22 protein-coding genes are annotated in these 23,348 nt (G+C 36.7%); all 22 read left to right on the forward strand.

Annotated elements, in window-relative coordinates:
• The first annotated feature begins 4 nt into the window (after positions 1 to 4).
• Positions 5 to 1,573, forward strand: a complete 1,569-nt coding sequence (locus LBD46_07160) for an NAD(P)/FAD-dependent oxidoreductase (GenBank protein MDR2426934.1) — start codon at positions 5 to 7, stop codon at positions 1,571 to 1,573.
• The gene (locus LBD46_07165; protein ID MDR2426935.1) at positions 1,542 to 3,212 is read left to right on the forward strand and encodes a hypothetical protein; all 1,671 of its coding nucleotides are present in this window, start codon (positions 1,542 to 1,544) and stop codon (positions 3,210 to 3,212) included. The genes LBD46_07160 and LBD46_07165 overlap by 32 nt, the downstream gene beginning before the upstream one ends.
• Before the next feature lie 787 nt (positions 3,213 to 3,999).
• A complete protein-coding gene (gene infC, locus LBD46_07170; GenBank protein ID MDR2426936.1) occupies positions 4,000 to 4,506 on the forward strand; it encodes a translation initiation factor IF-3 in 507 nt (168 codons plus the stop codon).
• Between the two features lie 25 nt (positions 4,507 to 4,531).
• The gene (gene rpmI, locus LBD46_07175) at positions 4,532 to 4,732 is read left to right on the forward strand and encodes a 50S ribosomal protein L35 (GenBank protein MDR2426937.1); all 201 of its coding nucleotides are present in this window, start codon (positions 4,532 to 4,534) and stop codon (positions 4,730 to 4,732) included.
• A gap of 36 nt (positions 4,733 to 4,768) precedes the next feature.
• Positions 4,769 to 5,116: a 50S ribosomal protein L20 gene (gene rplT, locus LBD46_07180; GenBank protein MDR2426938.1), complete on the forward strand. Its 348-nt coding sequence runs from the start codon at positions 4,769 to 4,771 to the stop codon at positions 5,114 to 5,116.
• A 9-nt stretch (positions 5,117 to 5,125) separates the two neighbouring features.
• On the forward strand, positions 5,126 to 6,436 hold the full coding sequence (locus LBD46_07185) for a hypothetical protein (protein MDR2426939.1): 1,311 nt from the start codon (positions 5,126 to 5,128) through the stop codon (positions 6,434 to 6,436).
• Between the two features lie 17 nt (positions 6,437 to 6,453).
• Positions 6,454 to 7,146 carry a TrkA family potassium uptake protein gene (locus LBD46_07190; GenBank protein ID MDR2426940.1) on the forward strand — a complete coding sequence of 231 codons (693 nt, stop codon included), beginning with the start codon at positions 6,454 to 6,456 and terminating at the stop codon, positions 7,144 to 7,146.
• Between the two features lie 10 nt (positions 7,147 to 7,156).
• Complete coding sequence (locus LBD46_07195) at positions 7,157 to 7,444, forward strand: tetratricopeptide repeat protein (GenBank protein ID MDR2426941.1); 288 nt, start codon at positions 7,157 to 7,159, stop codon at positions 7,442 to 7,444.
• Positions 7,437 to 8,456, forward strand: coding sequence for a phenylalanine--tRNA ligase subunit alpha (gene pheS / locus LBD46_07200; protein ID MDR2426942.1), 1,020 nt, complete (start codon positions 7,437 to 7,439; stop codon positions 8,454 to 8,456). The genes LBD46_07195 and pheS overlap by 8 nt, the downstream gene beginning before the upstream one ends.
• 16 nt (positions 8,457 to 8,472) lie before the next feature.
• Complete coding sequence (gene pheT, locus LBD46_07205; protein MDR2426943.1) at positions 8,473 to 10,836, forward strand: phenylalanine--tRNA ligase subunit beta; 2,364 nt, start codon at positions 8,473 to 8,475, stop codon at positions 10,834 to 10,836.
• A gap of 91 nt (positions 10,837 to 10,927) precedes the next feature.
• Positions 10,928 to 12,454, forward strand: coding sequence for a serine hydrolase (locus LBD46_07210; protein MDR2426944.1), 1,527 nt, complete (start codon positions 10,928 to 10,930; stop codon positions 12,452 to 12,454).
• Positions 12,451 to 13,935, forward strand: a complete 1,485-nt coding sequence (locus LBD46_07215; GenBank protein MDR2426945.1) for an FAD-binding oxidoreductase — start codon at positions 12,451 to 12,453, stop codon at positions 13,933 to 13,935. Before LBD46_07210 ends, LBD46_07215 begins: the two co-directional genes overlap by 4 nt.
• A 238-nt stretch (positions 13,936 to 14,173) precedes the next feature.
• Entirely contained in the window at positions 14,174 to 14,404 is a 231-nt protein-coding gene (locus LBD46_07220) for a hypothetical protein (GenBank protein MDR2426946.1), read from the forward strand.
• Between the two features lie 2 nt (positions 14,405 to 14,406).
• Complete coding sequence (locus LBD46_07225) at positions 14,407 to 14,697, forward strand: cell division protein ZapA (protein ID MDR2426947.1); 291 nt, start codon at positions 14,407 to 14,409, stop codon at positions 14,695 to 14,697.
• Positions 14,698 to 14,892: 195 nt separating this feature from the next.
• A complete protein-coding gene (locus tag LBD46_07230; protein ID MDR2426948.1) occupies positions 14,893 to 16,212 on the forward strand; it encodes a replication-associated recombination protein A in 1,320 nt (439 codons plus the stop codon).
• A complete protein-coding gene (locus LBD46_07235) occupies positions 16,169 to 16,762 on the forward strand; it encodes a 5-formyltetrahydrofolate cyclo-ligase (GenBank protein ID MDR2426949.1) in 594 nt (197 codons plus the stop codon). Before LBD46_07230 ends, LBD46_07235 begins: the two co-directional genes overlap by 44 nt.
• 35 nt (positions 16,763 to 16,797) lie before the next feature.
• Entirely contained in the window at positions 16,798 to 18,354 is a 1,557-nt protein-coding gene (rny, locus tag LBD46_07240; GenBank protein ID MDR2426950.1) for a ribonuclease Y, read from the forward strand.
• The gene (locus tag LBD46_07245) at positions 18,351 to 19,124 is read left to right on the forward strand and encodes a TIGR00282 family metallophosphoesterase (GenBank protein ID MDR2426951.1); all 774 of its coding nucleotides are present in this window, start codon (positions 18,351 to 18,353) and stop codon (positions 19,122 to 19,124) included. Before rny ends, LBD46_07245 begins: the two co-directional genes overlap by 4 nt.
• Complete coding sequence (gene xseA / locus LBD46_07250) at positions 19,117 to 20,346, forward strand: exodeoxyribonuclease VII large subunit (GenBank protein MDR2426952.1); 1,230 nt, start codon at positions 19,117 to 19,119, stop codon at positions 20,344 to 20,346. Before LBD46_07245 ends, xseA begins: the two co-directional genes overlap by 8 nt.
• Positions 20,339 to 20,611, forward strand: a complete 273-nt coding sequence (xseB, locus tag LBD46_07255; protein ID MDR2426953.1) for an exodeoxyribonuclease VII small subunit — start codon at positions 20,339 to 20,341, stop codon at positions 20,609 to 20,611. Before xseA ends, xseB begins: the two co-directional genes overlap by 8 nt.
• Position 20,612: 1 nt before the next feature.
• On the forward strand, positions 20,613 to 21,503 hold the full coding sequence (locus tag LBD46_07260) for a polyprenyl synthetase family protein (protein MDR2426954.1): 891 nt from the start codon (positions 20,613 to 20,615) through the stop codon (positions 21,501 to 21,503).
• Positions 21,503 to 23,347 (forward strand): 1-deoxy-D-xylulose-5-phosphate synthase, encoded by a 1,845-nt coding sequence (gene dxs / locus LBD46_07265; GenBank protein MDR2426955.1) that lies wholly within the window; start codon positions 21,503 to 21,505, stop codon positions 23,345 to 23,347. The genes LBD46_07260 and dxs overlap by 1 nt, the downstream gene beginning before the upstream one ends.
• Position 23,348: the final 1 nt, after the last annotated feature.

Here is a 23,348-nt window from a genome sequence, read left to right on the forward strand (position 1 = left end):
ACTGATGGCAAAACAGGTCATTATTGTAGGCGCTGGTCCTGCGGGACTTACTGCGGCTTATGAATTACTGGTTAAAAGCGATAATATTCCCATAATAATAGAAGCCTCGGGAGATATTGGCGGCATATCTAAAACTATCGATTATAAAAATAATTTCATGGATATAGGTCCGCACAGATTCTTTTCTAAATCTGACAGGGTGATAAACTTTTGGTTGAATATTCTTCCTTTGCAGACAAAACCTTCCAAAGACGATATTCTTTTAAACAGAAAAATTTCTTTTCCTGCAAACACACCAGAACGCGACCCTCAGACGCAGGATGACGTAATGCTTATAAGAAACAGGTTGACCAGAATATTTTTTTTAAGAAAATTTTTTGATTATCCGATAAGTTTGAGTTTTAACACGATGAAAAATCTCGGAGCTGTTCGCCTTTTGAAAGCGGGGTTCAGTTATCTTTATTCTCTGTTTATAAAAAAGGAAGAAAATTCCCTTGAAGATTTTATGATAAACAGGTTTGGCAAAGAATTGTACCTGACATTTTTTAAAGATTATACGGAAAAAGTCTGGGGTGTGCATCCTATAAAAATACCGGCTGACTGGGGCAGGCAAAGAATAAAAGGTTTGTCCGTAAAGAAAGTTCTTGCCGAGGCTATAAAAAAGATTTTTTTAGGTGGTACAGGAGAAATTTCGGATAAAAACACTGAGACAAGCCTTATTAAAAGGTTTTACTACCCTAAATATGGCTCCGGACATTTCTGGGAGTCTTTGGCAAAAAAAATAACGGATAAAGGTGGAAAGATAATTTTTAATCAATCTGTATTTGCTTTTGAGACTAGAGACAATAAAGTCATAAAAATTTCTGCAAAAGACAAAGACGGCAAAATTCATGAATATGAAGGTGATTATTATATGTCCTCCATGCCTGTAAAAGATTTGATAGCGGCTTTTGACAAAAAAGACGAAATAACAGCGCACGTAGCTGAATCTTTGAAATATAGGGATTTTATGACCGTGGGTCTTTTGTTGAAAAAACTTGAAATTACAAACAATACTTCAATTCCCTCATATAAAAATATTATACCCGACGTGTGGATTTACGTTCAGGAACGCGATGTAAAAATAGGACGTTTCCAGATAATCAACAACTGGAGTCCTTATATGCTGGACGATTATGAAAATACCATATATATAGGTCTTGAATATTTTTGCAATGAAGGTGACGAACTTTGGAGTATGGGCGAAAAAGATTTTATAGATTTTACAATATATGAACTTGAAAAAATCAACATAATAAAAAAAGAAAATGTGCTTGGTACCCACGCGGTAAAAGTTCCTAAAGCCTATCCCGCCTATTTCGGTGCATATGAAGAGTTTAATGTTATAAGGAAATTTACGGACGGGTACGAAAATTTGTTTTTAATGGGAAGAAACGGCATGCACAGATATAATAATATGGATCATTCCATGCTTACGGCTATGGAAGCTGCCGAAAATATAATAAAAGGCGTTAAAACTAAAGACAATATTTGGAAAGTAAATGCCGAAAGCGATTATCATGAAGAAAAATGATACGGCCGAAAAAACAGAAATTAATGTAGCAGGTACAATTTTTCAAAACAAAATAGTAAAAATTTGTATGGCTGTTTTTATTATTGTCGCTGTTATATTTTTATGTTATGGAAAAATTATTAACTTCGGACTTACCGAACTTGACGATCATAATTTTATTTTTTTATGCGCTCCATCTTATGATCAGAATTACGCTTTAATAAAAGCATTCAAAGCAAATGTGATGTTTGATAAATATCCGTCGCTTTATTATAGGCCTATAGTTACATGCGCTTTCATAATACAAAATAAAATTGCAGGTCCTTCTGTAAAATTTGCGCATTTTTCAAGTGTGTTTCTGCATATTTTTGCTTCAGTTTTGATATTTTTCTTCTTAAAAAAATATCTTTTTAGCACGGAAATATCTTTTGCTGCGGCTTTGCTCTTTGCCGTTCATCCTTCGGCTATGTATTCGGCCGTCTGGGCAACGGCCATACAAGAGTCGATTCTTTTAATATCTTTTATAATTTCGCTGGCTTGTTTCAGCGAATACATAAAGGGCGTGAAATACAGGCAGATTTTTTTTGCGTTACACATAATCTTTATGCTTATTTGTTTTTTTGATAAAGAGTCGGCTGTTTCATTTCCTTTTATTTTTCTTTTATATTATTTTCTTTTTAAAGAAAATAATCAAAAGCTGCAAAAGCATGTTTATGTTATATGGATTGCGTCGATGTTTTTCTTTTTGTATATGCGCCGTCTTGCCGGTAATTCCGGAGGCATCGGACTGCCGCATATTACCGCAGACAACATTGCAATGTTGTTTGATTATTATTACTCCTTAGTTTTTTTGAGAACTCCGTTTGGAGCAGTTGTAAGTACTAAAATATTTGTTTTTGGAGGCATAGCAATACTTATTTGTGCGGTATTTGCTTTTTTAGACGGCAAAAAATTTAAAATAAAAAAGATAAATCTTTTTTATTTCCTGCTTCCGTTGCTTATAGTCGGGCCTAGCATAATTGCCGGGAACAGATTGTGGTCGCAGGGAAACAGAATTTATCCGATGTGTTTTGCCGTAATTATAATATTTTTCTTTTTCCTAAAACCGTATATTGAAAATAAAAAGACAAAAATTTATGTAATTATTTTTCTTGCTGTGTTTATGATAGCATGCGCGTCAATTTCTTACAAAAGATCTGAAGTTTTTAGAAATGGAACTAATTTTTGGTCAGAAATATTAAAAGAGGCTCCATATAACATAACAGCGATGAAATTTCATGCTCTAAGTTTGAGAAAAGAAGGAAGATTGCAGGAATCGCTACAGGAGTTTCATTATTTGTCTAACACAACGAATTATTTATATGATGAAGTAAATTATCATTTTGCAGAAACCTTACTATTAGCCGAAGCTTTTGGTGATGCCGCAAAAGTGTTTGAGCGTATAATTGAAAATAAACAGATGCTTATTGCGCAGGTATATGCCGGAGCTGTAATCGCTAATTATTTTTTGAATGAAAAGGATAAAGCCGACATTTATTTCAATAAACTCACCGAGATGTTGAATGCAGATTTCGATAATACAAATAAATATTGCAATTCGTATTTTCAATACATACATACGCTCAAAAGAGAAATGGAACAACATGATGTGCAGCACTGAGGATTTGTCTGCCATATTTATCGTAGCTTGGCTTTGAATAAAAGATTTGATGGGTGAATCGTTAGAATCGTTAGGGCAAGGAATAATGTCTCTATTTTAGGTTAAAGAATTCTCTATTTGAAAACAGGCGGCTGTTAAAAATTAAAGATCTGTAAAGATTTAAATAATTATAAGCAAATTATTTTTGTTTAACAAATTTTTGCAGCCGTAAAAGTTATCAGAAAGCTCATTGTAATAATGTAATAAAGTATTCTTCTTGGCAAGTTATGTTAAGCCTTTAACATCTGCATTTAAATTATGGGTTTTCTTTGCGGCAAGACAAAAAGAGGGATATTTGTATAAAGTTGCAATGCCTTCTTAAACCGAGTTCTTTTTTTTGCTTTTGGGTTATTTGGCTTTTTGTGGCTATTTCTGATATTTTGCTTAAAATCAGCCCTTTTGACTTTAATTTATCGGCTTGCTCTAAAATATTGCGTCTTTGTTCTATTTCTTTTGCAATGTTTGTTGCCATCCCCATTTTTTATTATATTTAAAAATTTGACCTTAACACAGGATTTGACAAAAAAATATTAGTTATATATAATTTTAAAATTGCGGACATAATGTCATCAGCACAAAGAAGCCGTCCCGGTTCACCTTTACCAGAGGGAAAAGGTTAAAAAATAAGAAAAAAATGGGTATATCCTATTTATCATATTTGCGGGGCGGAATCAAATTCTGTCCTGCATTTTTATTTGAATTCGGGTAATACCGAGAGGAGGATGTCGTCGAAAACAGAAGATTTCGTATAAACCAGTTTATAAGAGTTCCTGAGGTCAGGCTTATTGATTCAGACGGAAGTCAGGCAGGCATAGTAAAAGTTAGCGATGCTTTATTGATGGCCCAGTCAAAAGATTTAGATTTGGTCGAGATTTCTCCGATGGCCAAGCCGCCTGTATGCAAGATAATTAACTTTTCCAAGTTCAAGTATGAAATGGAAAAGAAAGAAAAAGAAGCAAGAAAAAAACAAAAAGTTTTCCATGTTAAAGAGGTCAGAATCAGACCTCGTATAGGCGAACATGATTTAGAAATCAAAATCAAGCACGCCAGAGAGTTTATAGGAGACGGTAATAAGGTGCAGCTTACCGCTATGTTTTCCGGAAGAGAAATGCAGCATAAGGATTTAGGAATTAAAATTATGGACAGAATCAAAGAATCGCTGTCCGATATTGCTGAACCCGAAGGAAAAATATCTTCGATGGGAACGAGAGTATTCCTGACGCTTGTTCCGAAGAAAAAATCAAATTCAAAATAGGCTGTAAATATAATCGGAGGCCACAATGCCAAAAATGAAAACGCACAGCGGCGCAAAAAAACGTTTTAAAGTTACCGGAGGCGGTAAAGTAAAGTATAAAAAGCCAGGACAGAGGCATCTTCTTACCGGAGATTCAGGTAATCAAAATAGGAAGTCAAGAAAATCCTCAATCGTAGATTCTACGGATATGAAGATAATGAAAAAATATATGCCGTATAACTTTTAATAATAAATTATTACTGAATACTTTAAGGAGATTTTAATGCGTACGAAAAGTGTGGTATATACCAGACAAAGAAAAAAGAAATATTTTAAAATTGCAAAAGGCTCTTATGCTACAAAGAAAAACCGCTGGAGAATGGTCATGCAGCAGGTTGAGAGATCTCTCAACTATGCATATGTCGGCAGAAAAGACAAGAAGGCCAGCTTCAGAACTCTTTGGATTATACGTTTGAATGCGGCCGTAAGAGAAGAAGGCATTTCTTATAACAAATTTATTTCAGGTCTTAAAAGAGCAAATGTCGCTATAGACAGAAAAATGCTTGCCGAAATTGCGGTAAACGATAACATTTCTTTCAAACAGCTTGTTGAAATAGCCAAAACCGCATAAAAACGATAAATGAACTACTCTCCCGTAAAGACAATATTTTTGTTTTTTTTGGGACTGATAATAATCGGCTCTCTTCTTTTATCTTTGCCGGTATCAAGAAGCGATGAGTTTGATTTTTCTTTTCTAAATAATTTATTTACTTCTGTGTCGGCTGTGTGCGTTACAGGGTTAGAAGTTGTTGCGATAGGAGAGTTTTATTCTTTTTTCGGGCAGACGGTAATTTTGATTTTGATTCAGGTCGGCGGTTTGGGATATATGCTTGTTTCTACTGTTGTTGCTTTGCTGATAGGAAAAATATCGCTTAAAGACAGACTCATACTTAAGGAAATTTTTGACGTTTCATCTTTCGACGGGTTAAAAAAAATAACTTTAAAAGCTTTAACTTTTATTTTAGTTATAGAAACTGCAGGAGCCGCGGTACTTACAAGTATCTTTTTAAAAGAATATTCTTTTTTTAAAGCTCTTTATTTAGGAATATTCCATTCCGTTTCGGGTTTTTGTAATGCGGGATTTAGCCCTTTTGCAAACAGCCTTGAAAATTATTCTTCAAGCCCTGTTTTATTATATACGGTTGCGGTGATGGTTATTTTAGGTGGTTTGGGTTTTTTTGTGATAGTGGATTTGTATGATCATTTTAAAAATAAAACGCGCCTGTCTTTTCATTCGAAAGTCGTTCTTTTCATGACGGCGGTGATAATGGCCGTAAGTTTTCTGTTTTTCTTTTTTTACGGACAAACAAGCTTTATGAATGCTAGAGAAGGCATAGGTTATGCCATAAATAACTCTTTTTTTCAGGCGGTAAGTTCCAGAACTGCGGGATTTAATTCGGTTCCAGTCGAATGGTTTGACGAATTTAGTGAAATGTTTTTGATTTTCCTTATGTTCATAGGTGCGGCTCCCGGAAGTGCTTCCGGCGGTTTAAAAATAACGACGCTTGTGCTTGTATTTATTTTTGTAAAAGGTGTTATCAAATCGGAAGATTCTTTTGTTCTTTTTAACAGAACTATACCGGACGATTTAATAAAAAAAGCGTTGGTAATTTTTGTAATATTTATTGCAGTAGCAACTTTTATTTCAATGATGCTTGTTTTTTTGGAAGATGGCATGCGAACAATAGATATTGCATTTGAAGCCGCTTCGGCAGTTGGGACAGTAGGGTTGTCAAAAGGCGTTACGACAGGTCTTTCGGTTTATGGAAAAATATTTGTTATTATAGCGATGATATTCGGAAGGCTGGGAATTCTTATGCTGTTAATGTCTATGCTTGATGTGGGATATAAAAACGTTAAATATCCAGAAGCAAGAATACTGGTCGGATAGTTCTTAAGGAGGCATAAATGCCGAAAAAACAGTTTGGAGTTATAGGTCTTGGAACTTTCGGATCGAATGTCGCAAAAGAGCTCGCTAAAAAAAATATGCAAGTGCTGGCTATAGACAATGATATGGATGCGGTCAATAAAATAAGTCAGTTTGTGACGCAGTCGTTGGCCGTAGACGCTACCGATGAAAAAGCCATGAAAAACACCGGAATTGCCGATTGCGATACAGTTATAGTTTCGATAGGCGAAAGCGTTGAAACAAGTATTCTTGCTACGTTAATAGTAAAAGAACTCGGCGTAAAAAATATTATAGTTAAATGTTCAAGTCAGTGGCATTCAAAAGTCGCCGTTAAAATAGGCGCGGATAAAGTTGTTTATCCAGAATTTGAAATGGCAAAAAAACTTGTAGAAAATATAGTTTCTCCAAATATTTTGGAGCAGATTGAATTGTCTAAAAATTACAATTTAATCGAACTGGTAGCTCCTAAAGAATTTTGGGGTTCTACTATAAAGGATTCAGGTATAAGAAACAATTACAGAATTAATATTATTGCCATACGCAGACGTATTCCAATGGTTGATGATGAAGGAAACGCTGCAATAAAGGAAGAAATCAACATGCTTCCATCTGCTGATGATGAAATAATGCAAAATGACACTTTAGTAATCATAGGATCTAAGGAAGATATCACTAAAATAAAAAAGGTTTAAAAGGTGTAAAATGAACGATGATACAAAAACGCAGAAAAATAATAAAGATGGACATATGGAACTTGGCAAATTTTATTTTTTAAATAATAAATATGATGCGGCCGTAGCGGAGTTTCAAAAAGTTCTTGAGATTGACGCCGGAAATGCGGAAGCTTACTATAATATAGGTCTGGCTAGAGAAACGTACGGTGATTTTGACGGGGCAAAAGAAATGTATTCCAAAACCTTAGCGTTAGATGAAAATTATAAAGCAGCCAGAGAAAGATTAAATAAACTTATAGGATTAAAAGATGAATGACATTGAAAAAACGGTTGGAGAAGCCGTTGCAAAAATCGCAGATGCAGACGTCACTTTGCTGGAATCCATAAAAAATGAATATATGGGCAAAAATGGAACCTTGACGCAGATTCTTAAATCTCTCTCCCAATATTCCATTGAAGAAAGAAAAGTGATAGGTTCTGCGGCAAATAAAGCGAAGTTCATTATCGAAAGCGAAATTGAAAAAAGAAAAGATTTTTTAAAGAAAACCCTTATTGATGAAAAAATGGCAAAAGAAAAAGTTGATTATTCGTCGGCTTTTTACTTTCCTTTTTCAAAAGGCAGTTTTCATCCTATTACTCAAATTATAGAAGAAATTTCGGATATTTTTAAATCCATGGGTTTTAGTGTCACTCAAGGACCTGAAATTGAAACGGATTGGTATAATTTTGAAGCTTTAAACATTCCAAAAAATCATCCGGCTAGAGACACTCAGGATACTTTTTATCTAGAAGGAATGAAAAATGTAATGAGAACCCATACTTCCCCCGCACAGATTCACGTTATGGAAAAGCAGCAGCCGCCCGTTAAAGTTATAGTGCCGGGAAGGGTATACAGAAATGAAGCTACAGATGCTTCCCACTCGGCAATATTTCATCAAATTGAAGGATTGTCAGTAGCTGAAAATATAACTTTTGCCGATTTGAAAAGCACGCTTACACTTTTTATACATAAATTTTACAGCACCGATGTAGATTTGCGTTTTAGACCTTCCCATTTCCAGTTTACTGAGCCTTCTGCGGAAGTAGATGTGCAATGTGTCCTGTGTAAAGGAAAAGGCTGTAGGGTATGCAAAAATTCTGGCTGGCTTGAAATGCTTGGCTGCGGAATGGTTCATCCCAATGTTTTTAAAGCGGTTAATTACAATACGGAAAAATATACAGGTTTTGCTTTCGGAGTAGGCGTTGAGCGTCTTGCGATGTTAAAATATGGTATTGACGACATACGTCTTTTCTACGAAAACGATTTGAGGTTTTTAAAGCAATTTTAAAAAGAAGGAACTGAAAATGAAAATTTCGTATAATTTGCTTAAAAAATTCGTGGATTTTAATTTAACTCCTCATGAACTTGCGAAGCTGCTTACTCTTATAGGCGTGGAAACTTATGTGGTCAGCGAACAGGGAAAATGGAGTAACGTGATTACAGCAAAAGTTTTTGAAAAAGAAAAACATCCCAATGCTGATAAACTTTCCGTATGCAAACTCACCGACGGCTCAAACATATATTCTGTAGTTTGCGGCGCTCCGAACGTTGCAAAGGAACAAATTGTTTCTCTTGCCAGAGCAGGAGCAATTTTGCCCGGAGACTTTAAAATAAAATCCTCGAAAATAAGAGGAGTCGATTCAGAAGGAATGATATGTTCCGAAAAAGAGCTCGGTCTTTCACAGGAGTCTCGGGGAATAATGGTTCTTGACAAAAATACAGAAATCGGAATTCCTCTGGAAAAAGCTTTGAACGATATTGATAGTATTCTTGAAATCGAAGTTACCACAAACAGAGGAGACTGTTTAAGCCATTTGGGAGTTGCAAGGGAAATAGGGGCAAAGTTGAGAAAAACTCCGGTTTTACCTCTGATAAAAACCCCTAATCTTTCCACTGCAAACAATATAAAGGTGGAATCCGGACTTTGCCAGCGGTATGTAGGCTGTATAATTTCCGGAGTAAAAGTGGCTCCTTCGCCGAAATGGCTTTCTGATGCCATTGAAAAATGTGGAATTAGATCGATTAATAATATCGTTGATATTACAAATTATATTCTTTTAGAGCTCGGACAGCCGCTGCATGCTTTTGATATATCAAAACTTACATCTAAAAATATTATAGTTAGGAAGGCAAAAGAAGGCGAGAAGATAACTGTTTTAGATGGAAAAGAGTACACCCTTGATTCTGAAATGCTTGTTATTGCCGACGACAAAAAGCCCATTGCTATAGCCGGCGTGATGGGTGGGGAATTTTCCGGAATAGATGAAAAAACGGAAAGCATTTTTCTTGAGAGTGCGGTCTTCAGCGCCGACTCCATAAGAAAAACTTCAAAAAAGCTCAATCTTTCAAGCGATTCTTCTTACAGGTTTGAAAGGGGCGTCTCACATGATATTGCCGAATTTGCATCATGGAGGGCGGCAAATCTTATATATCAAATTGCCGGTGGCCGTATAGAATCCAGAGAAGACATACAGAAAGTAAAATATGAAAAAATGAATATTACTTTAAGAATTGAACGTGTATCAAAAGTTTTAGGATACCAAATCGAAGAAGATGATATTGTTGAGATTCTAAGATTTTTAGGCATAGTTCTTCAACCCAGAGGAGAGATTATTCTGTGTGAAATTCCTTCATGGCGCAACGATATAAAAGAAGAAGTGGATTTGATAGAAGAAATTGCAAGAATAAACGGATATGAAAATATTCCTAAATCCGCAAAAAATGAAGATTATGTTTTTACGAATAGTGATTCATTCATGCCTAGACTTGCCGAAAATTTTAGAAAAAACCTTTACGGTCTGGGTTTCAGCGAAGCTATGAATTACAGTTTTTCTGAAGTAAAAGACATTGATTTTTTCGGATTGAAATATTTTTATAAAATAGCAAATCCCATATCAAAAGAAAATGAAGTTTTAAGACCTTCTTTGCTGCCCGGTCTTTATAAAAATCTTATTTTAAATGTCGGTCAGGGAGCGGAAACGGTAACTCTTTTCGAGTATGGAAAGATTTATACAGAACCGTATGAAAGAAAAACTTTTGCCGCTATAATGTACGGCAGAGTTTGGCGTGAGTGGTGGAAATGGGCAGAAAATAAAATAAATCAGGATTTTGATTTTTATTTTGGCGGTGGAATTATTAAAAACATACTGTCAGTTGGAGATTTTATAATTTCGGAAAATCTTCGCCCGAAACCTTATTTTCATCCCGGAAAAACCGCTGCTGTTGTTTACAAAGGAAAAACCGTCGGGCAGTTCGGTATTTTAAAGCCTTCTGTACAACAGGATTTGAGAAAAGAAATATTTTATTTTGAGATGGATTTGGAAGCTGCTGAAAATAGCTGTTCGTCGGGAGAACACGTTTACAGACACATTTCTAAATTTCCTTCGGTAAAAAGGGATATATCGGTAACCGCCGATAAATCTCTGCATTTCTCAAAGATTGAAAAAGTTATAAAAGCTGTAATGAAATCGGGCGGCATATTAAAAGAATACTCGTTGTTTTCTGTTTATGACGACAATTCAAAAATTGCAGAAGGAAAAATAAGTTATTCGTTCAGGCTTTCTTACAGAAATAATGAAAGAACTTTAAAAGATGAGGAAGTAAATAAAGACATGAACGAACTCTTATCCAAGCTGGATGTAGAGCTTGGAGTAAAATTGAGAACGTAAGACAGCTTTACTGTTTATTTTTAGAGAAAACATAACTGGACGCAGGAGTAATTTATCCTGCGTCTGTTTGTAATTATGGTATAATTACAGCATGAAAAAATTATTTTTGTCGTTTTTAATTTTAATTTTGTGTCTTAACTCTGTATTATTGAAGGAATTGGAAGCGGAATCTTCTTCTCCTGATTTGCAAAAGATTCTTGAAGAGTTTGACACATATGTGAAAAAAACTCAAAAACAGTGGAACGTTCCTGGAATGTCGATATGTATTGTAGTAGGAGACGAAGTCGTTTATAAAAAATCTTTTGGTATAAGGCAGGTAAATAAAGAAGATAAAGTCAATAATCGAACGATATTTCAGATAGCGTCCTGCACAAAAGCTTTTACAACGGCGCTGGTGGCAATGCTGGTTGATGGAGGATATTTGAGCTGGCAGGATAAAGTCATTAAGTATCTTCCAGATTTCAGACTTGAAAACAAAAAAATAAGTGATGAAATGACAATAGAAGATCTGCTGGCACAATACAGCGGACTGCCTTCTTATTCACAGCATCTGATGATGCTTTTCAGATATGACAGCAACTATATAATAGAGTCGATGCGCTATATAAAGCAGACGGGGTCGTTTAGAAAATCTTTTAGTTACCAAAACAATTTATATCTCGTGATGGGAGAAATTATAAAAAAGGCCACGGGCAAATCATGGGAGTACAATATAAAGAAGTATATTTTCAATCCTTTGGCAATGGACTCTTCTTCTACGGATTACAAGAGTTATCTTAAATCAAAAAATCGCGCTCTAGGCCATTACTATGCCGGCGGAAAGCTTAAAGCTTTATCAGATAATTTGCCATACAATGGCTGGCCGTACACTTTTGCTGCGGCAAGCGGTATAAATTCGAATATTGACGATATGTCACAATGGCTTTTGTTTCTCGTCAATGACGCATCGTCATTCGGCTGGCATCTGATTTCAAAAGAAAATTACGACAAATTGTTTGAAGGAAGAGTTTTTATAAGCAACAGCACTGACAATAAAAAGAGCTACTATTGTCTGGGCTGGAAAAGTATGGAATATGAACCAGAAAATATTATGTGGCATGCGGGTACTACCGATGGTGAAGGAGCTTATATCTCTTTCATGAGAGATAATAAAATAGGAATATCGATTCTCATGAACCTGCCGAACGGAAGAATGGCCGACGCTCTTGCCAAAAAATTTTATGATTCTTACCTTCAAAATCCTGAAGTTAACTGGAGTGCCATAAAACTTGACGAAGCCAATAGATCACATAAAAAACGCATGCAGAAAGCGCCTCCAGAAATAGTAATTCCTCCGATGGAATTGAAAAAATATGTCGGAATATACAATAACGTTTTATATGGAGACGCCGAGATAAAGCTTGACGGAGAAATGTTAAAGTTCAGCGCAGGCCCAAGAAAAGTTTGGGTTACTCTTAAACATTATAGCGGCAACTCGTTTGACGGTATAGGAATTCCCGGCTGGAGATTTAAAAGACCTATGTTCGCTTTCAAAGTTTATGAAAATTCAAATATAAGAGGGCTGATAGTGGAAGACATGACCGACGGCACGGATCCGATGTTTAGGAAGATTAAATGATAATAAAAAGAGATTCGGATATAATTCAAAATTATTTTGAAGACAATTCCGGTGTTACGGGAGCTTTTGCCGAATTTGTAGCCCTAGCTGAAAATGAAGAAGAAATACCGGATTTTTTATCCGAAATGGCTGAAAAAAAAATTCCAGTTACGATTGCAGGCGCTTTGACCGGAAATACGGCTTCGGGACTGTCATTCGGCGGAACGGTTTTATCACTTGAAAAATTAAGTAAAATCGGCAAAATAAAAAAAACAGATTATAAAACGGCCGAAATTACAGTTCATGCAGGAGCAAGGATAAAAGATATCAAAGATAAAGCTTATAGTGAAGGCTGGATGTATCCTCCCGACCCTACAGAGAAAAATGCTTCGATAGGTGGAAATATCGCGACAAACGCTTCAGGAGGCAGAGGTTTTAAATTCGGTGTTACGCGCGATTATGTTAAATCGCTAAAAGTTGTTTTCACAGACGGATCTTATGCTTATATTGAAAGAGGAAAATATTTTGCCGATGATAAAGGCATAATATCTTTCGATACCGATAAAGGAACAAAAGAGATAACTCTTCCGGAATATAACCTTCCACTGATAAAAAATGCTGCCGGATATTATAATTATCAAAATGCGGACTTGGTAGATGTTTTCATAGGTTCTGACGGCACTTTATGTGTTACTGTTGAAGCGACTCTGAAGCTCATTCCTCATTTTAAAGAGGCTTTCGGAGGAATAATATTTTTTGATAGACGAGCTAAAGCATATGATTTTGTAAATAAAGTTAAGATCGCGGCAAAAGAAAAACAAGAAAATTTGATTGATCCTATGTCTCTTGAATATTTCGATAAAAATGCTTTATTTTTAATAAAAAACGATTACCCCGTGATACCGGAAAATACCGAAGCAGGCATTATGTTTGAACAGGATGTTTATGAAGATAATTTTGACATTTTGATGGAAAAATGGGTTATGCTGATTGAAGATAGCGGAGTTGACACTGAAAAAGTATGGTTTGCTTCAAATTTGAAAGAGCAAGAAGAGTTTAGAATATTCAGACACAGAATTCCAGAAAGAGTAAACGAAAAAGTTAAGAAAAATAAAATTCCAAAAGTTGGCACTGATTTTGCTGTCCCAGAAGGGAAACTTGCTGAAATTGTAGATTTTTGTGATAAAGAGTTTGAAACTGCTGGACTTTTTAACGTAACATTTGGACATATAGGTGAAAACCATCTGCATGCCAATATCATAGCTGCAAATGAAGTAGAATATAAAAAAACAAGAGAGATGTATGCAAGAATAGCGCAGAAAGCCGTAGAACTTGGAGGAACCGTATCGGCCGAACATGGAATAGGCAAGTTAAAGCATATATTTTTGGAAAAAATGGTCGGCAAAAAAGGTTTTGAAGAAATGGCAAAGTTTAAAAAAAGCTTAGACCAAGCCAACATTCTGGGGCAAGACAATATATTTCCCAAACAATATTTAATATAATCCGTATTTTTTATGATATTCTGATACATAGTGCTGTGTGTGCATCTGTCACCTCTGAAAAAATTTTAGAATCTATGTCTTTTACAAATTTGTATTAAAGAAAAAAATTTAGCCGTTGACGCCTTGCTGTTTAGACCATTTTTTATTTTGAAAAATCATTTAAAATTTAATTATTTTTTGAATTTTATATCGGTTTGACAAGTTTGTCAACAAATTATAAAATATTTCCTGGAAAGGTATGGAAAATCTCGAAATTTTATCAATAAAGATTAAAAAAGCAGTGGAAAAGCTTAAAAAGCTCAATGATGAGAATTTAAGGCTTAAAGCAGAAATAAATTTTTTAAGAAAAGAAAGCGAAAATAGCAGGGAAAAAATCGGAGAATACACTATACTAAAAGAAAATGCAGAAAAGGCCGTCATAAAAATAGAAAGAATTTTGAAAAAAATAGATACGGTCAAGGTAAGATAATTATGGCAACTGCCCGTACAAGAATAATGGGAAGAGATATAGATATTAATGTAGATGAGATGGACGAATTGAGTTTTTCAAGTGTAGTAAATTATGTAAACGATCAATGGCAGGAAGTACAACGGGATAATTCAAACGTGCCTGACACTCAGAAAATCGCTGCGATGACCGCAATTAAAATTGCGGCTGAACTTCTTAAAACTAAAGGTTTGCAAGAAAGTATTTCAGATAATTACGAAAGAAAAATCAAAGAGTTGATTAAACTGCTTGAAGAAGTAGAATATTCTAATTAAAACTGAAATGCTTTAATGTTTTTCCTGCAGTGTTGGCGAACGTTTTAAACGTATTGAATCCTACAGGTCCTATTTAAGAGAACAGCAGTCGAGCGTATGCTCGTGGGCTTATGCCACTGTATCTCACTTATTAATGAGGGCTTTCATTCGTTAAAAACTAGCGGCACTGCGGGGATTTTTTTTGTGGTATTCGCAATGAAACAGACTAACTTTCTTGAAAATGAGGCAAATAATAAAAACAAGCCTTTGGCCGCGCGGATGTCGCCCAAAAATTTTGAAGATTTTATGGGGCAGGAAAGTATAGTCGGTGACGATAAGCTTTTGCGACGATTGATTGAAGCAGACAATTTGGGGTCAGTAATTTTTTTCGGTCCTTCCGGTACGGGAAAAAGTGCTTTGGCGAGAATTATAGCTTCAAAAACAAAAGCTTATTTTGAAGAAGCTAATGCCGTAACGATAGGAATTGCTGACATAAGAAAAATTATCGATCAGGCAAAAGCCAGAATTGAAATGAGCAGCAAAAAGACGATTTTAATGCTTGACGAAATCCATCATTTTAACCGCTCTCAGCAGGATGCACTGCTGCCGGACGTTGAAAGAGGGTTGATAACTTTAATAGGAATCACTACTGAGAATCCGTTTTTTTATATCAATGCTGCGATTCTTTCAAGAAGCATGGTTTTTGAATTTCAAACTCTTTCAAAAGAAGCGCTTTCAAAAATTATGGAATCGGCTTTAAAAGACAAAGTAAACGGGTTGGGAAATTACAAAGTGGAAATGTCGCAGGAAGCAAAACTACATTTGATTTTGAACGCTAATGGAGATGCAAGAAAACTGCTTAACGCGCTTGAAGTAGGCGCACTTTCAACGAAAGTAAACGAGAAAGGAGTCAGGGCTTTTGATATTTCTGTTGCACAAGAATCTATGCAGAAAAGAGCGATTTTGTACGACCGTTCAGGAGATGCGCATTACGATCATATTTCGGCTTTCATTAAATCCATGAGGGGCAGCGATCCTGATGCTGCGGTTTATTGGATGGCTAAAATGCTTGCAGCAGGCGAAGAACCGCGCTTTATTGCAAGAAGAATAATAATATGTGCTTCCGAAGATGTAGGAATGGCTGATCCGCGTGCTTTAATGCTTGCGGTATCGGCATTGCACGCAGTTCAGTTTGTAGGTATGCCAGAAGCCAGAATAATTTTGGCTCAGGCGGCCATATATGTAGCGTGTTCCCCAAAGTCCAATACGTCTTATATGGCTGTGGAAGCTGCTTTAGACGAGGTAAAAAATGGAAAAGTCCGCAGCGTTCCAAACCATTTAAAAGACGCAAATCTTGACGGAGAAAAGCTTGGACATGGGCATGGATACAAATATCCACATGATTACAAAGGACATTTTGTCGAGCAGCAGTACTGGACTGATCCGATAGAATTTTATAAACCGACAAGTGAAGGATTTGAGGTGAAAATTCGTGAACGATTACTTGGAATCAGAAAAAAGAAAAGTAAGATATGAGTTTTTAAATTTGAGAAACAGGATAGAGCCTATTTTGTCGTCAGCTTACAGCGGCATGATTTTTGCTAGAATTAAAGAATTCCCTGTTTATGAAAAGGCAAAAACTGTGATGTTTTATTTATCTTACGGCTCTGAAGTTGTAACTGATGCAATGGTATCTTCTTCTATAGAAGAAGGTAAGATTGTTGCGGTTCCTGCCATACAAAATCCTGGTGATGGAAATATGGTTGCCGTAAAGTTACTAAAGCTTGAGGATGCATACCAGTCCGTATATGGAATAAGGCAGCCCGAAATAAATCAGGAAGATATATTGGAAAAAGATGAAATAGATTTAGTCTTTGTTCCTGGTATAGCTTTTGATTATGACGGTTTCAGGATAGGGTACGGAAAAGGCTATTTTGACAGATGGCTTGAAGGTATACCGCCAGAAAAGACTATAGGCATTGCATATGATTTTCAGCTTACGGACAAAATGCCGGCCGGAAAATATGATATGCCGGTGGGTATGATTATTACCGAAAAAAGAATTATTCAGATCAAAAAAAATTAAAATTTTAGGGACTGACACCCTGAAGGAGCGGCGTGATGGAAAATTTGACGGCGATTCTTATATCCGCTTTGGCGGCTTTTGCGATAGGATTTATTGTCCGTATGATATACGCGAAGTTGAGCGCTAAGTCGGCTGAGCAGGATTCAAAAAGAATAATAAAAGAAGCGGAAATAATGGCTGAGGCCAAAAATAAAGAAGCTCTTTTGGAAGCGAAACTTATCGTTGATAAAGAACGCAAAGAATTCGAACAGGAAAGCAAAGAGAAAAAACAGTCTTTACAGAGCATGGAAAATAGGCTCAATCAGCGCGAAGAAAATTTAGACAGAAAATTAGACGCAGCCGATAAAAAAGAAAGAGAAATTTCAAATAAGGAAAAAGATTTGGCTTCTAAAGAACAGATACTTAAATCGAAATTTGACGAAATATCCAAAATAAAAGAAGAACAAAGAAAAGCGCTGGAAAAAATATCCTGTATGACAAGGGAAGAAGCTAAAAAGACGCTTATCGGTGAGATGGAACGGGAAGCAAGGCAAGATGCCGCGATTCTTGCTCAGAGAATTGAACAGGAAACCAGAGAAAATGCCGACAAAAAATCTAAAGAAATTTTATCTATTGCGATTCAGAGGATTGCGGCCGACCATACAGCCGATATAACGACTTCAACCATACATATTCCAAATGACGAAATCAAAGGAAGAATCATAGGCAGAGAAGGAAGAAATATCAGAGCTTTTGAACAAGCTACGGGGGTAGATTTAATCGTTGACGACACTCCAGAGGCGATAACCGTTTCCGCTTTTGACGGCGTGAGAAGAGAGATAGCGAAAATCGCGCTTGAAAGGCTCATTGCAGACGGTAGAATTCATCCCGCAAGAATAGAGGAAGTCGTATCTAAAGTTCAAAAAGAGATGGATGAGAAAATTAAAGAAGTCGGTGAGCAGGCCATAATTGACGCCGGAGTTCCTGGACTTCATTTAGAAATCATAAAACTTTTGGGAAAACTAAAATACAGAACATCTTACGGTCAAAACCAACTTCAACACACATTGGAAGTCACTTGGCTTGCCGGAGCACTTGCCGGAGAACTGGGGCTTGACATAATGTTTTGCAAAAAGGCCGCTCTTTTACACGATATAGGAAAAGCCGTGGACCACGAAGTCGAGGGAACTCATCATCAGATTTCGGCAGACATAGCGAAAAAATACGGTGAGTCGCCGAAGATGATAAATGCGATTATTTCGCATCATGAAGGATACGAAGCACCTGGAAGCGCGGAAGCATTTATAATTTCGGCCGCCGACGCAATTTCGGCCGCAAGACCTGGTGCAAGAAGAGAATCCGTCGAGCATTATCTCAAAAGGCTTGAAAAGCTTGAAGAAGCTGCTAAAAGTTTCAGAGGCGTTTCCATGGCTTACGCTATACAGGCAGGACGGGAAGTTAGGATTCTCGTTGAACCTGAGGACATTGACGATAAACAGGCTCAAGTTTTGGCGCACGACATCGCCAAGAAAGTCGAACATGAGCTTGAGTACCCCGGTCAGATTAAAATAACCGTCATAAGAGAAACAAGGGCACAAGACATAGCTAAATGAGATTAATTTTTATTGCCGATATAGTCGGAAGACTTGGAAGAAATATAGTAAAAAATAAACTTTCCGCTTTATTTACGAAAAATAAGCCGGATATAATAATCGCAAATGCAGAAAATGCCGCCGGAGGAAAAGGTCTGACTCCGCAGACGGCAAAAGAGCTTTTTGAATGCGGAATAAACGTGATAACTCTCGGCAATCACGCTTTTGACAGGCATGAAATATTTGATATTCTTGCGGAGAGTGCCGTTTTAAGACCGGCGAATTATCCGCAGTCTGTTGCAGGCAAAGGTTATGGGGTTTTTGTTTGTGCAAACGGCGAAAAAATAGCCGTGATAAATCTTATCGGCAGAGTACATATGCCTATTACGGATTGTCCTTTTGCGGCCGCAGACAGAATAATAGAAAAAGTTTCAAAAGAAACTAAAAATATTTTTATCGATTTTCACGCCGAAGCAACTTCTGAGAAAAATGCCATAGGCTTATATCTTGACGGCAGGGTTTCAGCTGTTGTCGGTACTCACACTCATGTTCCGACTGCTGATGAAAGAATTCTTCCCAAAGGTACGGCGTATATGACTGATGCGGGAATGACGGGACCTTCGGACGGGGTTATAGGAACAGACGCGGAACTTGTAATCCAAAAATTCGTAACAGGCGTTCATAAACATTTTGTGCTTGCAAAAGGCAAAAGCGTTTTTCAGGGCTGCATAATTGACATAGGAAATAGCGGTAAAGCGCTGTCTATAAAAAGGTTTTGCGAATATGAATGATTCCGAAGAAAATAACAAAGATTTTTTTGTCTATACCGTAACGCAGATTAATGACGAAATTAAATATATGCTTGAAGAAGTTTATCCGGGAGTCTGGATAAGCGGAGAAATCTCTAATTTTAAGCTTTACTCTTCAGGGCATATGTATTTTAGTATAAAAGACGAAAACTCACAGATAAACGCCGTGATGTTCCAATCTTTGAATACCGGATTGAATTTTTTTCCGCAGGATGGCATGCAAGTTTTGGTTTACGGGCACATAAGCGCATATCCGAAACGCAGCAATTATCAGATAATAATCGGCAGCATGCAACAACAGGGTAAAGGGATATTGTCCGTAGAATTTGAGCGGTTGAAAAAAAAGCTTCAAATCGAAGGGCTTTTTGACAAGTCCACAAAAAAGCCTGTGGCGGAAATAGTAAGCAAAATAGGAGTAGTGACATCACAAGATGGTGCCGCACTTCACGATATTCTTAAAGTATTAAATAATCTCAAAGCTGATGTTGATGTTTTAATTTATCCAGTGCGTGTGCAGGGAAAAGAAGCCGAAATTGAAATTCCCGAAGCGATAAAATACTTGAATAAAAATCATAAAGAGCTGGACGTTTTGCTTGTTGGTAGAGGCGGCGGCTCAATTGAAGATTTATGGGCTTTTAACACCGAATCGGTGGCAAGAGCGATTTTTGAATCTGAGATACCCATAATTTCCTGCGTCGGCCACGAAATCGATTTTACCATTGCAGATTTTACCGCCGATTTAAGATCTCCGACACCTTCGGCCGCTGCGGAAATGGTGGTAAGAAACGCTGTCAGATTAAAACTTCATTTTGAAGATTTAAAAGAAACATTTTTTGACATTATAAATATTGTTTTTAAAAATGCCAAATTAAAACTGGAAGCACTTTCTTCGGCAAGAGCGTTCACGAAACCATACCTCATTTACGAAGATAAAATAGCTTATGTCGATTTTCTTAGCGAAAGAATAAAACAATCTTTTGATAGAATTTTGAGAGTAAAAAGTGACAAAATTAGCGTTGTAATGCATGCTCTGGATTTGGTTTCTCCTTTGGCTGTCCTCAACAGGGGATATTCAATCTGTAGAGATGAAAAAGGCGCTGTCGTCAAAGATACTTCCGTGGTTAAAAAAGGTGAAAATATTTCATTAACGCTTTCAAAAGGAAAATTAAAAGCAGTTATATCGGGAGTTAATGACAATGGTTAAAAAAAACGTTATAAATTCAAAGCTGCAGGTATCTGAAAAAAATTTTGAACAATCTCTTCGAAGGCTTGAAGAAATAATAAATGATATGGAAAATGCCGACCCGGACTTGGATAAAGCTTTGGAATTGTTTACCGAAGGTCTTGAACTTGTTCATTTTTGTTCCACAAAGTTAAATGATGCAAAAAAACGCGTGGAAATTCTCGTGAAAAAAAACGGCGCGGTAAAAAAAGAAAAATTTAATAATGATGAAGGAGAGAAAACTTAAATTGAGAAATGATTTAAAAAAATATTTTTCACAAAAAGCAGCCTTTGTAAATTCTGCTCTGAAAAAATATCTTCCAAAAGATAATTCAATAATATCAAAAGCTATGCGTTACAGCATTCTTGCCGGCGGTAAACGGCTGCGGCCGATTTTTGTTTTGCTTGCAGCTGAAATATTCGGAGTAAAAAATAATAAAGTCATGCCTGCGGCCTGTGCGGTTGAATACCTGCACACTTATTCGCTGGTGCATGACGATCTTCCTGCTATGGATAATGATGATTTAAGAAGAGGAAAACCTACAAATCATAAAAAGTTTGGCGAAGCGGCGGCGATTTTATGCGGCGACGCTCTTTTGACCGAAGCTTTCAATTTGATGATAAAATCGAAATCTTCGGACAAAAATATAAAAGAAGCTGTAAATACTTTGTCGCGTTTGAGCGGCTGCAAAGGAATGATTGCCGGGCAGGCGGAAGATACTTTGGAAATGGGAAAATGGAAAAATAAAAGCGCAAATTTTCTGAGGAAGAAATTACATTTTATACATATGAAAAAGACGGCAGATTTAGTTGTTGCCTGCTTTAAAATCGGAGCTGTTTTGGCAGGCGCCGATAAAAAAAATGTTAAAGCTCTTGAAGAGTACGGCAAAAACATAGGTTTGGCCTTTCAGATTACAGACGATATTCTCGATGTATATGCGGATAAAAAACTTTTAGGAAAAAAAGGCAGTGATAAAGATAACGGAAAACTTACCTATCTTTCTTTTTACGGAAAAGAAAAAGCTGAAAAAGTCGCCGAGTCTTATGCAAAAAAGGCAAAAAGAGCCGTAACGATATTTGGAAAAAAATCGGAAATGTTAAATATGATTGCCGACTACACAATTTCAAGGAAATATTAGTGGAAATACTGGATAAAATAAACAATCCTCAGGATTTAAAAAAATTAAAAAAAGAAGAACTTCCTAAACTCGCTGAAGAAATAAGGCAAGAAATAATTGACACAATTTCAGAAAACGGCGGTCATTTGGCGCCAAGTTTGGGCGCTGTGGATTTGACGATAGCGATGCATTATGTTTTTGACAGTCCTAAAGATAAGATCATATGGGATGTTGGCCATCAGGCTTATTCGCATAAGATACTGACCGAAAGAAGAAACAGTTTTAAAACAATAAGAACTCATAACGGACTGAGCGGTTTTCCTAAAAGATCTGAATCGGAATATGATTGTTTTGGTGTCGGACACTCTTCGACTTCGATTTCAGCGGCGCTGGGTTTTGCCGTTGCGCGCGGCATAAAAGATGAAAATTATAAAGCGGTTGCCGTCATAGGAGACGGCTCGATGACCGGCGGTCTGGCTTTTGAAGGATTACAAAATGCCGGACATCTTAAAAAAGACATGCTTGTCATTCTAAATGACAATGAAATGTTTATATCTCAAAAAGTAGGCGCCATAGCTGGGTATTTCGCCAAACTTCTTACGATGGGTACCGTAAAAAAAGTTGAAGATACAGTAATGAAAACTGTCAGCAGATTTCACAGTTTCGGTTCACCCTTCGGAAAATTTATAAGAAGAGCGAAAGTAATGCTTTTTCCAGGCATGTTGTTTGAAGAAATGGGTTTTACTTATATAGGTCCCGTACAAGGACATGATATTGGCAATCTCGTGACAATACTTTCAAATATTAAAGATATGAAAGGTCCCGTTTTGCTCCATGTAATTACAAAAAAAGGCAAAGGATACCGACCGGCTGAAGAAAATCCCATACAATTTCATGGAGTGGGAAAGTTTAATCGACTAACCGGCGAAGCTGTAAAAACTAAAGAAGTGCCAAGCTATACGGAAATTTTTTCAAATACTTTGATAAAAATGGCGCAGTCAAACGATAAAATAGTAGCCATTACCGCAGCCATGCCGGAAGGCACCGGACTTGATAAATTTGCCAAAGAGTTCCCGAACAGATATTTTGACGTAGGAATAGCCGAAGGGCATGCCGTAACTTTTGCCGCGGCTCTTGCCGCTGGAGGAATGCAGCCTGTATGCGCCATATATTCTACGTTTATGCAAAGAGCTTTAGACAATATAATACATGACGTTGCAATACAGAAACTTCCTGTTGTTTTTGCTCTGGACAGGGCTGGACTTGTCGGTGAAGACGGAGGTACTCACCACGGTGCTTTTGATTTATCTTTTTTAAAATACATTCCGAATCTTATAGTAATGGCTCCTGCCGATGAAAATGAATTACAGCATATGCTTAAGACGGCTTTCAACTCAAACATGCCTTGCGCCATAAGATACCCCAGAGGTTCAGGAACAGGAGTTTCTTTGGATATGGCTCCCGCCGTTTTGCAGATAGGAAAAGCCAAAATAATACAGGAAGGAAAAGATATTTGTCTTTTGGCAATAGGCAGTCAGGTTGACAATTGTGTTAAAGCTGCGGAAATGCTTGGAGAAAAGGGCGTGAATGCTTCAGTCATCAATATGAGATTTTTGAAACCTTTAGATAAAAGTATTATAAAAGAGATATTTGCCATAACGAAGAAGTTTGTTGTGGTTGAAGAAAACGCTCTTATCGGAGGTCTTGGTGAAAGCGTAAAAGCTGTTTTATGCAATATGGATGCCGTTGTGGAATGCATAGGGCTGCCGGATAAATTTATAGAACATGGTGACGCTAAAATCTTAAGGGAGAAATATGGACTTACGGCAAAAAATATAGCTGAGACGGCCTTGAAGATAGTGTGAT

It is taken from the genome of Candidatus Endomicrobium procryptotermitis (genome assembly GCA_031279415.1).
Taxonomy (GTDB): domain Bacteria; phylum Elusimicrobiota; class Endomicrobiia; order Endomicrobiales; family Endomicrobiaceae; genus Endomicrobium_B; species Endomicrobium_B procryptotermitis.